The sequence below is a fragment of the Acidimicrobiales bacterium genome (assembly GCA_036491125.1).
Classification (GTDB): Bacteria; Actinomycetota; Acidimicrobiia; order Acidimicrobiales; family AC-9; genus AC-9.
In genome coordinates this window covers 1-14,665 of record DASXCO010000073.1, presented here as the reverse complement: position 1 = coordinate 14,665, position 14,665 = coordinate 1, and the positions used below count along the sequence as shown (strand labels likewise).

The window sequence follows — 14,665 nt, the reverse complement described above, 5'->3', positions numbered from 1 at the left end:
CGGTGACGCAACCACACACCGACTCCCTGAACGACACGCCGGCAGCGCCACCGCTCAACGGGCTCCGCGTGATCGATCTCTCGACGTGGATCGGGGGCGCGTACTGCACGAAGCTGCTCGCCGACGGCGGCGCCGAGGTCATCAAGGTCGAGTCGCCGGACGGCGACCCGCTTCGCCGATGGTCGGCCTCCGGCGCGATGATCTCACCCAACGCCGACGGTGCGCTCTTCAACTTTCTCAATGCATCGAAGCAGAGCGTCGTCGTCGATAGCAATAGCGCGGACGATCTCGTATCGCTGCACAGGCTGCTCGCATCGGCGGATGCGGTGGTCTGGTCCCGTGGCTCTCCGGTGGCGGAGCACCCGACGCTCGATCCCCGCGAGGTCCACCGTGCACATGCGCACCTGATCGTGACGTCGATCTCTCCATTCGGACTCGGAGGCCCCTGGAGCGATCGAGCCGCCACTGAGTTCACGCTGCAAGCGTGGTCGGGAGCAATCGTCGGACTTGCGCGGGGAAGACCAGACCGTGCGCCGGTGTCCGTCGGTGGCCAGATAGGCGAATGGCTCTCCGGTGTCTTCGGCGCGATCGGGACCCTGGCGGCAACTCGGCGCAAACAGTCGGACGGCGAGCTCGTCGACGTGTCCATGGTCGAGGCGTTGGCGATGTGCCTCACGTACTACCCGGTGACGTTCCACGACCAACTCGGACGACCGATGCGGAAACGCCGGTTCGTCCCGACTCCGGGCGTCGGGGCAGCACGCGATGGGATGGTGGGGCTGGGGTGCGGGACCGGGCAACAGTGGCTCGACTTCTGCGCGATGGTCGAACACCCCGAGTGGATGGACGATCCCAAGCTCTTTGTCAACCGCACGGCGTTGGCGCCGGTCATCGATGCGTGGATCGCAGAGCACACTGTCGGGGAGGTGCTCGACCTCGCGTCGGCCTTTCGAATCCCCAATGCACCGATCGCGAACGGCTCGAACGTCACGACGTTCGAGCACTTCCAACAGCGGGGTACGTTCATCGCGAACCCCCGGGACGGGACCGCGAATCCGCGTCCACCTTTCCGGCTCGGGGCGGCACCCCTTCGGCCACCCGAACCGGCCCCTCGGCTCGGCGAGCACTCGATCGACGCGGCTCTGCAACGCGAAGCACGTTCTCCCGCCCGCACGGCCGCTGCGCCAGCGGCGCTTCCGTTCCTGGGGCTGCGTGTCCTGGACATGACCGCCTATTGGGCGGGTCCGCTCACGGGCCACTTGCTCGCGCTCCTCGGCGCAGAAGTGATCCACCTCGAATCGTCGACCCGGCCGGACGGAGCTCGTCTGGTCGGCGGGGTGCCCCAGACGGAGGAGCAGTTCTGGGAACGAGGGCCCATCTTTGCCGCCCTCAACACGAACAAGAAGAGCATGACGATCGACCTCCGCGATCCCCAGGGCATCGATCTATTGCGACGAATCATCGGAACGTGCGATGTGGTCGTCGAGAACTATACGCCACGCGTGCTCGACGAGCTGGGTCTCGACTACGAGACGCTCCGGGCGGAGCGACCCGATCTCGTCCTCCTGCGGATGCCGGGTTTCGGGCTTGACGGGCCGTGGCGCGAGCTGTCTGCGTTCGCGTTCGTGATCGAGGATGCTTCGGGACTCACCTCGCTCACCGGGCACCCGGATCTCCCGCCGTGGGAGCCGTACTGCGTAGGTGATCCCAACGCTGGGCTCCACGCGCTGTTCGGCCTGATGCTTGCGCTCGAGCACCGCCAGAGGACGGGCGAAGGCGGCCTCGTCGAAACAGCCATGGTCGATGCGGCGGTCAACGTCGCCGCGGAGCAGGCCATCGAGCACTCCGCCTACGGGGCGCTTCTTGCCCGTGCTGGCAATCGCGGGCCTTGCGCGGCGCCGCAGAACCTCTACCAGGTCGCTGGCCCCGACGAATACGGCAGGGACGACTGCTGGGTAGCGATCGCGGTCGCGACCGACGAGCAATGGGTATCCCTCCGCTGTGCGTTGGACGAGCCGGACCTGTTCGCCGACCCCGTGCTCGCGACCGCGCCGGGGAGGGTACGGGAGCACGACCGCATTGACGCATTCCTTCAGGAGTGGTGCCGAGCCCGGTCGGCAGACGAGGTCGTCGAACGTCTGTGGGATGCCGGCGTGCCCGTCGGCAAGGTCGAGCAACCCCACCGCCAACCCGACCTACCGCAGCTCGCATTCCGCAACTTTTTCGAGGATGTGCACCATCCGGTGATTGGGCGCTCTCGCTACAGCACCCTTCCAATGAGGTTCTCGAGCGGCCCGGAACGATTCCACAGACGGCACGCCCCGCTGCTGGGTGAGCACAACGCGGAGCTCCTCGGCGAGCTCGGCCTTACCCGGTCGGAGATCGCAGCGCTCGAAGCCAGCGGGATCATCGGTGGCTCGCTCGTCTAGGACACCTGACAGTGGGCCGCGAAGGCCTTATCCTTCCGGTATGGGTTTCCAAGCGGCTCCGTTCGACGTCGTCGAAGCGTCCCGTCGCGTGTGGCTGGAGCGCTGGGATCCCCAGGCTGCCTCCGGAATGTCCGTGTTCACCGCGATCCTCCGCTCCTACCAGCTTCTCAACGACCAGGTGAACAGCGTGATGAGGGCCCACGATCTCACATTCGCCCGGTACGAGGTGCTCGCCTGGCTGGCAACGGACCCGGAGTCCTCCCTCACCCTCAGCTGGATCAGCAAGACCCTTCGCATCCCGCCGGCCACGGTCACGAACATCATCGACCGGCTCGAGGACAAGAAGCTCGTTCGTCGTGTGCCGCATGCGTCGGATGCCCGTACCACCCTCGCCGTGATCACTCCACGCGGCGAGAGAGTCGCCACCGACGCGACTCGAGACCTGAACTCGACCGTGTACGAAGGAATCGGCCTGTCCGAGCCGAAGCGCAGCCAGCTCGTCGAGTTGCTTGCTGAACTTCGAGCGAGTGGGAACGAGTTCGATGTCGAGCACTCGAACGAGGTAATAGAGGAAGTTGGATCTCGTCAGGCGCGCAAACGCGGCCGCGATGGACGCAAGAGCCGATTCGAGGTGGCGTAGCGTCGCTTCGGGTTCCGTGAGTGGCACCGCCAGCTCGGTGAGGCAGCTCAGGCGACGCCACAGATGCGGCGCGGCCATCCGGGCTCGTAGGGCATCTCAATTTGGGCAATCCCTTCGCCCCTCTCCGTCGTAGGTCCCCGAGAAGGATCAACCGTCCCAATCGGAGGTGAAGATGCTGACTGGTCGTGTTCGAGCCGGTCGTGTTCGAGATGGTTCCGAAGGGGTCGCAGAGCGACACAGCAGATTCCGCCATCCGCTGGTCATGACCCTCGGAGCCGGTTCTGTCGTCGTCCTCGTCGCCGCGGCCTGCGGCGGTGGCTCATCCAGCACTGCGACCAAATCGACCTCGCCGTCAACCCAGGCTTCCGGCCAGACCAGCCAGCCAGGGTCACCGACCCAGGTGATGGCATCCCTGACCGACTTCCGCATCGCCCTGTCCCCCCAGAACCTGACTCCGGGCACCTATACCTTCGTGGCGACCAACAACGGCAAGGTGACCCACGCCCTGGAGATCAACGGTCCCGGCGTGGCCGGACAGAAGACGGCAGTGATACAGCCGGGCCAGTCGGCGAACCTGAGCGTCAACCTGCAGAACGGTAGCTACGACGTCTTCTGTCCAGTCGACGGCCACAAGGGCCTGGGCATGGATCTCACGATGAACGTCGGTGGCGCGAGCTCCGGCTCGACCGGCGGGTCAGGGACCACCGGCAGCGCACCGAGCACCAGCTCCGCACCGAGCACGAGCGGCGGCGGGGGCTCGGGCGGAGGCTACTGAGCTGACGACATTGCCGACCCGAGGCCCGCTCATCACGCGTCGTCGCCTCGAGATCGCCCTCGGGCTCCTCTGGCTGCTCGACGGTGCCCTGCAGTTCCAGCCCTACATGTTCAGCGACGCCTTCTTCAAGGACATCCTGGGCATGGCGAACATGGGCCTGCCAGGGGCGGTGGCGACGCTCGACTTCCACGTGGCCAAGATGCTGAGCGCCCACCCCGTCGCCTGGAACGCCGCCTTCGCCTCCTTCCAGGTGACCCTGGGACTGGGCCTCTTGTGGCGAAGGTCCGCCAATCTTGCTCGAGGCGCATCCATCGTCTGGGCCCTCGGGGTGTGGGTAGTGGGAGAGGGCCTCGGTGGCATGTTCATGAGCGGGACCAGCCTGGTGACCGGCGCGCCGGGAGCGGCTCTGCTGTACGGCGTCGCAGCCGTCTTCCTCTGGCCGGGCTCGAGGAAAGAAGGGCCGGCAGTCGCTGACTCGGGACCGCTCGGGCCTCGGCTCTCGAGGTGGGCATGGACCGCACTATGGACCGGAGGAGCCCTCCTGGAGCTCGAAGTCGTCAACCACGCCAGCTCCGTGCCAAGCGCCCAGCTGGCCAACGGAGCTGATGGGGAGCCGCAGGGCTTGGCCGCGCTCAACCATGCCGCCGGTCACCTCGTCGCCGGACACGGCGCGCTCTTCGCCGCCTCAATTGGCCTCATCGCGGTCGCTGTGGGCTGGGGGGTACTCTGGCCGACGCCTCAACGAGTGGCCCTCGGCGTGGGGATCATCGCTGCTGTGGCCTGCTGGCTCGTCGGACAAGACCTTGGAGCCGTCATGACCGGTCAAGGCACCGATCCCGGTACCGGACCGCTGGTCGTGCTTTTGGCCTTCACGCTGTGGCCGCGCAGGGTCGGTTCGGAGCCGTCGCCGAGCTACTTGCTCAGGTCCCGATCCCGAGGTCAGGCTCACACTGGAACAACGGCCGTTCTCCCGGCAGGGAGCTACGACGGTAACCTCGTGCCGACGGCGCAACACAACCCGTCATGTCTCCGGTCGCCAGTGAGCTCGCCTCCTTAGAGAAGGTCTGTTGCACTGTCTCCATCGGACGGCAAACGAGGGGCCACAATCGATGATCCGCCGAGGGCTATTCGACACGTGTTGTGCCTCACCGGGCGGGCTGAGCATGCCCTGTCCCAGGCAGGCCAACTGAGATGGGGCGACTGCCGTTGGTCGATCCTGATGATCCAGGCGCCGACCCGAGTGCCGCCGAGCTCTTGCGGATGATGCGTGCAGCCACCGGCCGGGACTTCGCCGTCCTGCAGGCGGTGGCCAACCACCCGGAGGCGTTGCAGTCCTTGGCAGCGTTTCTCAGCGTTGCCTATGCCAACAACACCTTGTCACCGGGTCAGCGGGAGCTCGCCTACCTCGGCGCCTCGGTCGCCAACGACTGCCATTACTGAGTCCCCACCCACGTGGTGCTCGGTCGGAGCGCCGGACTGGACGACGCCAAGCTGGCCCACATTGCCCATGACCCCCTGCCCTCCGAGGTCTACTCCGACGAGGAGCAGGCAATCGTCCGCTATGCGCGGACCTCGACGCGCAGTCAGCCCATCGATGATGCGCTGTATGCCGACCTGTCCAAGTTCCTCTCCACCCAGCAGCTGATGGAGCTGTGCTTTACGGTGGGGCTTGCGAACCTGATCAACCGGTTCCACGCCACCTTTCGCACGGACCTCGATGCCGCCACAACGGACTCCCTGGGTGGCTCGTGCCCGCTGCCGATTCCCGACCCGCCCCGAACATGACGGTGGCCCTCGTCGCCGGCTGCTTAGAAAAGCTCGAGGAGCCGCTCGGGCGGGAAGGCGATCACTCCACGAGGTCATCGTCGCGGAGGCGAAACGGCCACAGGTCGAACAACTCCAGGTAACCATCAGGGTCGGCGGTCCAGCAGTAGCGGCGAATCTGGGCTCTGCTACGGCGCCCGGTGGCCGCCCGGAACAGCTCAAAGCCAGACACGTCGAGGCTGGCGATGACAGGAGGTCGAGACGGGCGTTCAGCGGGTGGCAAAGACGCCACGGCGGTGGCGAAGGCGGCTTGCGCATCGCCACGCCGAGGATCTCCAGTGCCCACCACCCAGCGCCCGTCCTCGGTGCGGATCTCGACGGGTCCGAGACCGAGGGCGGTCGCTCCGGCATCCAGGAGCGTCGTGACGATGAACTCGAGTGCGTGGTGAACAGCCTCGCTGTCTCTGGCGGCCGGGCGTCCGAGGGCCCCGCGCAGGTCATGTTCGTGCACACCGAGGTCGGCGAGCACCTGATGCCCATAGCGGCCGGGGAAGTCGTCGAGCAAGGCGGCGAGGTTGGGGCCGTTGTGATCCCACTCATCGAGGACTTGAGCGGTTGACAGGTCTCGCCTGGTGGCGACTTGGGTGGTCGTCCACTCGGGTTTGGCGGCACCGGCGATGTTGCCGCACAGCACGTCGGCGCAGAGGCCGGTGACGTGGCTGATCACGCCGTGCACCGACCACTCTGGGCATGCTGGCACGGCGACCCGCTTCGGATCCCGCCCCGTGTCGACTTCGGCGAGGAGATCGACGATGCGATGGCGAGTCGAGTGATAGGCCGCCTCCAGTCGTCTCATCTGTCCTGTCCCCCTTTGTCTGGGGCCGGGGCAGCAGCTCGGCCAGCCTGTGGGTCGCTTGTGCCGGTCGTCGCCATGTCTCCTCCAGTCACGCAGTCGACACTCGCCCAGGGGATGGAGGGATGCGCCAGAGCGATGTCGCTGTGTCCATGTAGTTGTCGAAGACCACCCAGTCCGGAGCGGTGAGCAATCGGCCAAGCCGCGGGTGTGGCTGGGCCCCGAGCCGAGGGTCGCGTCGGGCTCCGTTGGACACCCCGAACCCGAAGCTCGACGATCCGGAGCATAGATCGCTGCTTAATTAGACGCAACCTTCAGGTCGATGGTTGAATGGATCCGTGGAGGACGTTGTGCTCCGGGCAGTGGCCAGCGCTCGTCGTCGCCGGATCCTTCGCCTTGTGTGGGATCGGGAGCTATCCTCGGGCGCGATCGCCGATCACTTTGACATCAGCTGGCCCGCCGTCTCGCAGAACCTCCGAGTGCTCGAGGACGCGGGGCTGGTGAGGTGCCGGCATCGGGGTACGGTCCGCCTCTATAGGGCCGACCGCCAACGGGCTCGTCCTCTCCAGCGAATGCTCAAGGCCCTGTGGGAGGCCGACCTCGATCGCTTGGCGGAACTGGCTGAGGGCGAGGCGAAGAAGGGACGGCGGTGAGGCGTCGTCGGGCCATGGCCGCCATCGAGGGCGTGGTCGAGGTGGAGCGGCACATCCCGGCAGATCCCGAGACGGTGTTCGCCTACTTCACCGACTCCGATCGATTTCGCCTGTGGCAGGGCGTCGATGCTGAGCTCGATCCGCGACCGGGCGGAGTGTTCCGGGTGACGATGACAGGACACTCCAAGCAGATAGTGGAGGGCGAGTACCTGGAGGTTGATCCCCCCAAGCGGGTTGTCTTCACCTGGGGCTACCGGGGCAATGCCGGCCTTCTTCCAGGCCATTCCCAGGTGGAGGTCGTTCTGGTGCCCGAGGGTGATGAAACTCTGCTGAGAGTGCGCCACAGCGGGCTCCCGAGCGACAACGCCTGTCGGTTCCACGTGTGGGGCTGGGACCTCAGCCTCGACCGCCTGTATGCGGTGGCCAGCGGCGGTGACCCCGGATCGAATCCGTTCGCCGACTTCTAGACGCATCGCCGCTCGTAGACCTGCCAGTCGCCGGAAGCCCTCCTCGTCCCGGACTGCGGCCGCTCGCGCGGCGGGCTCCTCGGCGCAATCAAGGATTGTATCCCACCCCCTGGACAGGGGTCGATCTTAATTAAGGTCATGGCCGCGGGCGCCGTCCCCGCCCACAACAACATGGGCGTTCCCTGGCCCCCGCGCTAACCGACTGGCGGCAGGTTCGCTGGGCATAGCCGAACTCTGGACACGAATTGGACACCAAGGTGAGCAACCTCGGCGGACAGAGACCGGTGCAGACAGTTGTTTAGCAGCGATAGACGCGCTCGGCGTTCCTTGCAAAGAGGTTCTCGCGGGATTCGCCATCGAGGCCTGCGGTCACGGTGCTAAACGCGGCGTAGAGCTCGTCGAAGGTGCCGTGCATCGAGTCAACGGGGAAGTTGCTGGCGAACATGCACCGGTCGACGCCGAATGCCTCGATTGCGTACTCGAGCCACGGCGCGAAGAGGGCGGCGTCCATCGATCCGAGCGGCATCGCGAGGCCCGACAGCTTGCACACCACGTTGTCGCCCAGGTCGGCCAGCGCCTCGATGCCGGCCTGCCAGAGGGCGCGCTCCGCGTCGGAGCTCGAGCGAGGCCATCCGGTGTGCTCCACGACGACGATGAGATCATCGAAGCGGGAGAGCTGCGCCGCAGCTACTCGAAGCTGATCTGGATGGGTCATCAGCTCGAACAGCAGGTCCCGCTCATGCAAGGCATGGAGCACTCCGGCGTCAGGGAGCGGCGTGTCGAGGGCGCCCATTGGGCGGACCCCACGAAAGCGCGGAGCGGTCATCTGCCGGTCGACGAGCTCGACGGCCTCGGCCACCGTGGCGGTCGGCGGGAGTCCGCCGACGATGGCATGGGGACCGCCGCTCGCATGAGCGTTGGCGTCGAGCTCGATGGTTTCCTCGATCGAGTGACGACCGGTCGCGGCGGCGACATTGACGAACTTCTGGACGTTCCACCTGGATGACTCGGCCTGGTAGGTGTCGACGTCGAAGCGACGGCACATCCTCGACGCATCACCGGCGCCATCTCCCTGAGGGCGCGTGAGGTATGGGTACCAGTCGGAGCGGGCCGGATCCCAGAGGTGCACGTGAGCGTCGACGACACGAGTGGGCTGGGCGGTCATCGGGCCTCCATGTGCGGTGGGTCGCCGGTGGCGCCGACAACCTCCCTGAGGGTCATGTCGAGCCAAGCGGGGACGGCGGGACCACCGTACGTGATGCTGCCGATCGGTCGGGGGTGACTGCGAAGGCCGAGCCAGCCGGCGCCGACCGCCAGTTCCGCACCGGCGAGAGCCCTTGCATCGCGGTTGCCAAGCAGGTGGGCAACGAGTTCACCGACCGGTTGGCCGACTGCCGCCTCGGATGCCTCGATGCTGGCTGCGAACGCTGTAACGCGGCCGTCCGTCGCACCCACGGCAGCTCGGGCGAGCTGCACCGAGGCTTGGGCCCGACTTCGACCTCCTGAGGTGGCGGCGTCGGAGAGGGTCACCAGGTGGACCGGGCGGGGGGCGGCGCCGGCGGCGTAGTCGGAGGCAGCCCGGGCCCATCCGGCATCCGTGTGGATCTGCTGGACGATCCCCCGGTGCTCAGCGAGCACCTGCTTCCAACCATTCGTTGGGCTGGCTGTCGGCCGAGGCCCGGATGGCGCGACGACGATCGCGTCAATCGACCCAGCGACTTCGACGACAGAGCGCAGTGCGTCCCCGGCGTTCCGGAAGCCGTCGGCGACCTCGACGCGGTGGCAGCTGATGGACCGGGCCTCGAGCGCGGCGGTGAGAGAAGCGGCCAGGAGCGGGCGGTCGGTGACGACGACACAGGTTTGCTTATTGACCGATGCTCTCTCGGCGGGAGCCGGTTGGTCGAAGATCTGACCGAACCGGGGGTTGCCACCGCCCTCACTCGCCTGGCTGTTCTCGGCCGTCGCAAAGGCTCGAGGGATGACTGCCTCGAGTACCGCGGCGAGGGAGACCACCTCGTCGCTCCGCACGACCTCGAGGAGGCGGGGCTCGTCGATCACCGCCACCTCCGAGCCTCCGGCGAAGAGCACCCGGCCGGTGCACCACCCGAATCCGTCTCCGACGACGTGTGCACCGAGCGGCCCAAGGTGCTCTGGGCCCGGCATCGATCCAAAAAGGGAGAGGCCGCCGCCGCTTCCCCTTGTGCTCGCCTGACGAGCACGCTCGACGGCAGCAGCGACCATTCGGGTGGCCGCGATAGGTGACATCGCGTTGACGGTCACGCCTGGCGGCGCCTGCCGACCCAGCTGCCATGTGAGGGCAGCGACAGCTCGCTTGGCGCAGCTGTACGCGCCCGCATCGGCCGCCCGCCAACCCGAGCCGGAGGTGATGCCGAGGACGCGGCCGTGCCCCGCGGCCGCCATGAGCGGCAGCGCGGCGTCGAGCACGTTGAGGTAGCCGCCGAGGTGTACTGCGAGCACCGCGAGCCAATCCTCCTCGGTCCCGTGGGCGAAGCCGGTTTGCCGCGTGATACCGGCGACGTTGACTACGGCGTCGAGCCTGCCGTGCTCGTCGACCAGGTCTCTGAACAGGCCGCGGACCGACTCGCCGTCGGTCACCGACACCGACGAGGCTCGGGCCGAGCCCCCCGCCGCCACGATGCGACCAGCAGTGGTCTCCCCCGGCTCCGGCAGCCGCTCGGAGCCGTCGAGAGTCACAAGGGGGTCGACGGTGACCACAAACCAACCGTCACGTCCGAGCTCCTCGGCGATCGCCGCTCCGATCCCGCCTCCGCCGCCGGTCACGACGGCGACCCGCTGACGCGAGCTCACGACAGCGTCGATCGGACCTCGATGTCGAGGCCCTCGAAGCTTCCGGCCTCTAGCCACTGCTCGAGCAACGCCCGGTAGCCGAACCAGTCGCCAAACCCGCGCCCGTAGTTGCCACTGCGGGGGTTCATCGCCTCCGGGTGACCCTCGTTGTTGAGGCGCGAGGGCGTGCAGGCGGACATGACGATGCTGGGATCGACAAAGGACTCGACGATCTTCTGCGTCCACCCGTCCTCGGCCTCGGCGCTCACATCGAAGACGTCTACGCCCCCCTGCTCGAGCAGCCCGACGGCACGGCCGATGAACTCGGCCCCTAGCACGGCCACCTGCGTGTAGTTGACCGTCACCACCGCCTGCTGCCCCGGTGCCGGCATGGCGAACATGTTCGGGAAGCCACGGCTCATCATCCCGAACAGGCTGGCCTGGGCGCCGGCCCACTTCTCGGCCATGGTGACGCCACCGCGACCGGCGATCTCGTGGCCGGCCCGACGAGGCAGGGGGGTGAGCTCGGGCTCGAAGCCGGTGCCGTAGATGATGCAGTCGACCGAGTACTGCTCCCCGTGGACAACCGGGCCCTGCTCGGTGATCCGCTCGACACCGGCGGGGCAGTCGATCAGCGTGACGTTGGGGTTGTTGAACGCCTGCAGGTACTCGTCGTGGAAGCAGGGCCGCTTGCAGAGGTACCGGTAGTACGGCTTGAGGATCTCGGCCTTGGCCGGGTCCGTCACCAGCGCCTCGATCCGACCTCGGTGGTTCTCCATCACCGAGTAGTCCACCTCCTCGCCCCTGCGCAGGTAGTCGGCCGTCGTCATGCCCTTCTCTCGCGGGGGGTGATGAACGGCCGCCCAGTGGCGCGTCCACCCGTCGTCGACCTCGTCTACCTCGACCGGGCGGCCCAGCATGATCGCCTGGAAGTTGTCCATTCGGGCGCGCTGCCAGTCCGGCTCGAGCCCGTGGGCGAAGTTGCCATCGGTGGGCCGGTTGCCTCGCACACCGACGGCCGACGGCGTGCGCTGGAACACGTAGACATGCTTCGCCGACTCGGCGAGCAGCGGCAGGCACTGAATGCCGCTCGCCCCGACGCCAATGAGGGCGACGGCCTTGTCCGCCAGGCCTGTCAAGGGCTCGTGGGCGCCGCCGCCGGTGTACTCGTAGTCCCAACGAGCCGTGTGGAAAGAGCGCCCGGCGAAGTCCTCCATGCCCGGGATGCCGGGTAGCTTGAGGAGGTTGAGGATCCCGACGGCCAACACGTACCAGCGGCAGCTGACCTCGTCGCCGCGGTCGGTGCGGATCCGCCACCGGGCGGCGTCCTCGTCCCACTGGGCGCGGGTCACCTCTGTGTGGAACAGGGCATCGGATACCAGGTCGAACCGGTCGGCGATCGCCTCGAGGCATCCCAGAATTTCCTCGCCGAACGCATAGCGCCGGGTGGGAATGTAGTCGAGCTCCTCGAGCATTGGGATGTAGGTGTACGACTCAACGTCGCACATCACGCCTGGGTAGCGGTTCCAGTACCAGGTGCCCCCGATGCCGCCCGCCTCGTCGACGATGCGGATCCGCTCGATGCCGGCCTTGCGGAGTTGGGCGCCGGCGAGGATCCCGGCGATCCCCCCGCCTACGATCACGACATCGACCTCGTCGGCGACTGGGTCGCGCTCGATGACCGGAGTGAAGGGGTCCTCGCGGTAGCGAGAGAAGTGCTCGTCGGTCCGCAGGTCCCGGATGTCAGCGCGGCCAGGGACCATTCGCTTGTCGCGCTCGGCGAGGTACTTGGCGCGGACGGTCTCGGGATCGTAGCTCGCGCCTCCGCGAGATCCCGTCTTCGCTCCACCGGGCGGAGACGAAGACCCCCTCGCATCGGACCCAGGCACGGCCCAACACTACTTGTTCAACCTGATGCTCGTGTCAGCAAACGCCCCGCCTACTCCCCTGCCCGAGCGGGGAGCCGACGGGCGCTCATGCAGGTGCCATCCCCAGGCGGTCGACCACACTGCCGAGCAGGAGGGTGTCCACTACCGGGTCGTGGTTGGCACGCTCACCAGGCGTACGCCTCGGGCGCCGGCCCTCCGGGCCCGGGAAAGATCTTGTCCAGGCTGGTTAGGACCTCGGCCTCGAGATGGATGTCGACTGCGCGGAGCGAGCCTTCGAGCTGCTCCATCGTGCGCGGCCCGACGATAGGCGCGGTCACCACCGGTTTGGCGAGCAGCCAGGCAATCGCGACATCGGCCGGCCTTTCCCCCAGTTCAAGACACAAGCCCTCCCACGCGGAGATCGTGTCTCTGAGCCAATCGGCAGCGGCCTTCATCCCGTCGTTGGCCCGGCGGCCCTCGGTCGCCTCGCGCAGCCCGCCCGCGAGTAGCCCCGCTCCGAGCGGGCTCCAAGGCAGCAGGCCGACGCCGTATGTCTCGCACGCGGGTATCAGCTCGAGCTCGATCGTGCGCGTCTTGAGGTTGTACAGGCTCTGCTCGGAGACCAACCCGAACGAGTTGCGCCGACGGGCCGCCTCGTTGGCGGCAACGATATGCCAACCGGCGAAGTTGGAGCTGCCCACGTACAGCACCTTGCCCTGCGCCACCAGCAGGTCCATCGCCTGCCAGATCTCTTCCCACGGCGTTGACCGGTCGACGTGGTGCATCTGGTACAGGTCGATGTGGTCGGTCTGCAGACGGCGCAGGCTCGCCTCGCACGCGTCGCGGATGTGGCGAGCCGACAGCCTCGAGTCGTTGGGCCAGTCGCCGGCGACGTTGCCGTACACCTTGCTGGCCAGCACCACTCTCTCCCGGCGTCGTCCGCCCCGGGCGAACCAACGGCCGATGATCTGCTCAGTTTCGCCCCCGCCATAGCCGTTGGCTGTATCGAAGAAGTTGATTCCGGCGTCCAGCGCGCGATCCATGATGGCGAAGCTTTCAGACTCGCTCGTCTGCGGCCCGAAGTTCATGGTGCCGAGCGCGAGAGGGCTGACGAGCAGGCCGGAACGTCCGAGATTGCGATAGTCCATATCGCGACCCTAGAACGCGAGCCCAGGGGTTGCCCAGAACGAGTCCTCAACGCGTCCCCGAATCCGGGTGCCCCACTGGCCCATAACGCGGCTGCCTCCCCAAGCGCCGGCTGTGCGGCGGTCTGAGAGGATAAGACCGTGCCGAACACGTTCCCAGGGGTTGAGCCGTTCGAGACCGGTGTACTGGAGGTCGGCGATGGCCAGAGTCTCTACTGGGAGGCGCGCGGCAACCCGGATGGCGTCCCGGCCGTGGTCCTCCATGGTGGACCGGGATCGGGCTGTACGTCCGACGACGGACGCCTGCTCGATCCGGGCCTCTACCGGATCATTCTGTTCGACCAACGGGGTTGTGGTCGAAGTCGGCCGCGGGTGAATGCCACGACCGAGCTGTCATCGAACACCACGGAGCACCTGATCTCCGACATCGAACGGCTACGCCAGCATCGCGGGATCGAGCGCTGGGTGTTAGTGGCCAGGTCATGGGGCGTGACCCTTGCTCTCGCCTACGCCGAACGGTACCCAGAGCGCGTTATCGCCATGGTGCTGGCGTCGATAACCATGACCCGCCGAGCCGATATCCACTGGCTTTACCACGAGGTCGGCAGATACTTCCCCCAAGAGTGGCAGCGCCTCCGGTCCGGTGTCCCTGAGGACGAACGACGCGGTGACCTGGTCGCGGCCTACCATCGCCTGCTCAACGAGCAGCCATACGTCACTTGCCGAGAGCAGGCGGCCCTCAACTGGTGCCGGTGGGAAGACGCCGTGTCACCCCTTCCCGGAGGCGTCCCGAATTCCCGCTACGACGATTCGGCCTTCCGCATGACCTTCGCCCGCATCGTCACCCACTACTTTCACCACTGTGCCTGGCTGACCGAAGATCAGCTCCTGCGCGACGCCCATCGGCTCGCCGGCATCCCGGGCGTGCTGATACACGGACGTTTCGATCTGGGCGGTCCTCTCGATTCTGCCTGGCAGTTGGCGGAGGCGTGGGCTGATGCTGATCTTCGCGTGGTCGACACTGGTCACAGTGGAGGCGATGCCATGACAGCCGGCATCGTCGAGGCCACGAACCGCTATGCGATTCTCGGCTGAGAACGATTCGTTGTCCATTGTCGGAGCCTGGTGCGATCACGCCCAGCGGCGCGACCCCACCAGTCCCGTGACGACGATGAGCCCATCATCGGAGCATTCAGGTGACGCTGTCGGCGCGGTGCGGGAGCTTCCAGTCTGGGCGTAAGAAGTGGCACGTGTAGCCGTCGG

The 14,665-nt window shown here is 67.0% G+C and carries 14 protein-coding genes; 9 read left to right on the top strand and 5 right to left on the bottom strand.

The window, feature by feature from the left end:
* Positions 1 to 2: 2 nt before the first annotated feature.
* The 6 genes from VGF64_06235 to VGF64_06210 all read left to right on the top strand — a co-directional run bounded on the left by VGF64_06235 (position 3) and on the right by VGF64_06210 (position 5,629).
* A complete protein-coding gene (locus tag VGF64_06235) occupies positions 3 to 2,429 on the top strand; it encodes a CoA transferase (GenBank protein ID HEY1634337.1) in 2,427 nt (808 codons plus the stop codon).
* A 40-nt stretch (positions 2,430 to 2,469) separates the two neighbouring features.
* The gene (locus VGF64_06230) at positions 2,470 to 3,069 is read left to right on the top strand and encodes a MarR family transcriptional regulator (protein HEY1634336.1); all 600 of its coding nucleotides are present in this window, start codon (positions 2,470 to 2,472) and stop codon (positions 3,067 to 3,069) included.
* Positions 3,070 to 3,472: 403 nt separating this feature from the next.
* Positions 3,473 to 3,844, top strand: a complete 372-nt coding sequence (locus VGF64_06225) for a hypothetical protein (GenBank protein HEY1634335.1) — start codon at positions 3,473 to 3,475, stop codon at positions 3,842 to 3,844.
* Between the two features lie 10 nt (positions 3,845 to 3,854).
* Complete coding sequence (locus VGF64_06220) at positions 3,855 to 4,901, top strand: hypothetical protein (protein HEY1634334.1); 1,047 nt, start codon at positions 3,855 to 3,857, stop codon at positions 4,899 to 4,901.
* 134 nt (positions 4,902 to 5,035) lie between these two features.
* A complete protein-coding gene (locus VGF64_06215) occupies positions 5,036 to 5,284 on the top strand; it encodes a carboxymuconolactone decarboxylase family protein (GenBank protein ID HEY1634333.1) in 249 nt (82 codons plus the stop codon).
* Between the two features lie 15 nt (positions 5,285 to 5,299).
* Positions 5,300 to 5,629, top strand: a complete 330-nt coding sequence (locus VGF64_06210; protein HEY1634332.1) for a hypothetical protein — start codon at positions 5,300 to 5,302, stop codon at positions 5,627 to 5,629.
* 61 nt (positions 5,630 to 5,690) lie between these two features.
* Here the strand turns inward: VGF64_06210 and VGF64_06205 are convergent, their stop codons facing one another.
* A complete protein-coding gene (locus tag VGF64_06205; protein HEY1634331.1) occupies positions 5,691 to 6,464 on the bottom strand; it encodes a hypothetical protein in 774 nt (257 codons plus the stop codon).
* 335 nt (positions 6,465 to 6,799) lie between these two features.
* Here VGF64_06205 and VGF64_06200 point away from each other — a divergent pair, with 335 nt between their 5' ends.
* Together VGF64_06200 and VGF64_06195 are read left to right on the top strand one after the other, a co-directional pair.
* Positions 6,800 to 7,114, top strand: a complete 315-nt coding sequence (locus tag VGF64_06200; GenBank protein ID HEY1634330.1) for a metalloregulator ArsR/SmtB family transcription factor — start codon at positions 6,800 to 6,802, stop codon at positions 7,112 to 7,114.
* Positions 7,111 to 7,581 (top strand): SRPBCC domain-containing protein, encoded by a 471-nt coding sequence (locus tag VGF64_06195; GenBank protein ID HEY1634329.1) that lies wholly within the window; start codon positions 7,111 to 7,113, stop codon positions 7,579 to 7,581. The genes VGF64_06200 and VGF64_06195 overlap by 4 nt, the downstream gene beginning before the upstream one ends.
* Positions 7,582 to 7,879: 298 nt before the next feature.
* On the opposite strand, the gene VGF64_06190 is transcribed toward VGF64_06195, so the two are convergent.
* The 4 genes from VGF64_06190 to VGF64_06175 all read right to left on the bottom strand — a co-directional run bounded on the left by VGF64_06190 (position 7,880) and on the right by VGF64_06175 (position 13,405).
* The gene (locus VGF64_06190) at positions 7,880 to 8,746 is read right to left on the bottom strand and encodes an amidohydrolase family protein (protein ID HEY1634328.1); all 867 of its coding nucleotides are present in this window, start codon (positions 8,744 to 8,746) and stop codon (positions 7,880 to 7,882) included.
* Positions 8,743 to 10,410: an SDR family NAD(P)-dependent oxidoreductase gene (locus VGF64_06185; GenBank protein ID HEY1634327.1), complete on the bottom strand. Its 1,668-nt coding sequence runs from the start codon at positions 10,408 to 10,410 to the stop codon at positions 8,743 to 8,745. Before VGF64_06185 ends, VGF64_06190 begins: the two co-directional genes overlap by 4 nt.
* A complete protein-coding gene (locus tag VGF64_06180; GenBank protein ID HEY1634326.1) occupies positions 10,407 to 12,278 on the bottom strand; it encodes an NAD(P)/FAD-dependent oxidoreductase in 1,872 nt (623 codons plus the stop codon). The genes VGF64_06185 and VGF64_06180 overlap by 4 nt, the downstream gene beginning before the upstream one ends.
* A gap of 164 nt (positions 12,279 to 12,442) precedes the next feature.
* Positions 12,443 to 13,405 carry an aldo/keto reductase gene (locus tag VGF64_06175; GenBank protein HEY1634325.1) on the bottom strand — a complete coding sequence of 321 codons (963 nt, stop codon included), beginning with the start codon at positions 13,403 to 13,405 and terminating at the stop codon, positions 12,443 to 12,445.
* Between the two features lie 138 nt (positions 13,406 to 13,543).
* Here VGF64_06175 and pip point away from each other — a divergent pair, with 138 nt between their 5' ends.
* Entirely contained in the window at positions 13,544 to 14,497 is a 954-nt protein-coding gene (gene pip / locus VGF64_06170) for a prolyl aminopeptidase (GenBank protein HEY1634324.1), read from the top strand.
* Positions 14,498 to 14,665 lie beyond the last annotated feature (168 nt).

Excerpts from the sequence above, each read along its gene's own strand:
- VGF64_06190 (HEY1634328.1), bottom strand. The coding sequence starts at position 8,746 with ATGACCGCCCAGCCCACTCGTGTCGTCGACGCTCACGTGCACCTCTGG.
- VGF64_06175 (HEY1634325.1), bottom strand. The coding sequence starts at position 13,405 with ATGGACTATCGCAATCTCGGACGTTCCGGCCTGCTCGTCAGCCCTCTC.
- VGF64_06205 (HEY1634331.1), bottom strand. The coding sequence starts at position 6,464 with ATGAGACGACTGGAGGCGGCCTATCACTCGACTCGCCATCGCATCGTC.
- VGF64_06215 (HEY1634333.1), top strand. The coding sequence starts at position 5,036 with ATGGGGCGACTGCCGTTGGTCGATCCTGATGATCCAGGCGCCGACCCG.
- VGF64_06225 (HEY1634335.1), top strand. The coding sequence starts at position 3,473 with ATGGCATCCCTGACCGACTTCCGCATCGCCCTGTCCCCCCAGAACCTG.
- VGF64_06230 (HEY1634336.1), top strand. The coding sequence starts at position 2,470 with ATGGGTTTCCAAGCGGCTCCGTTCGACGTCGTCGAAGCGTCCCGTCGC.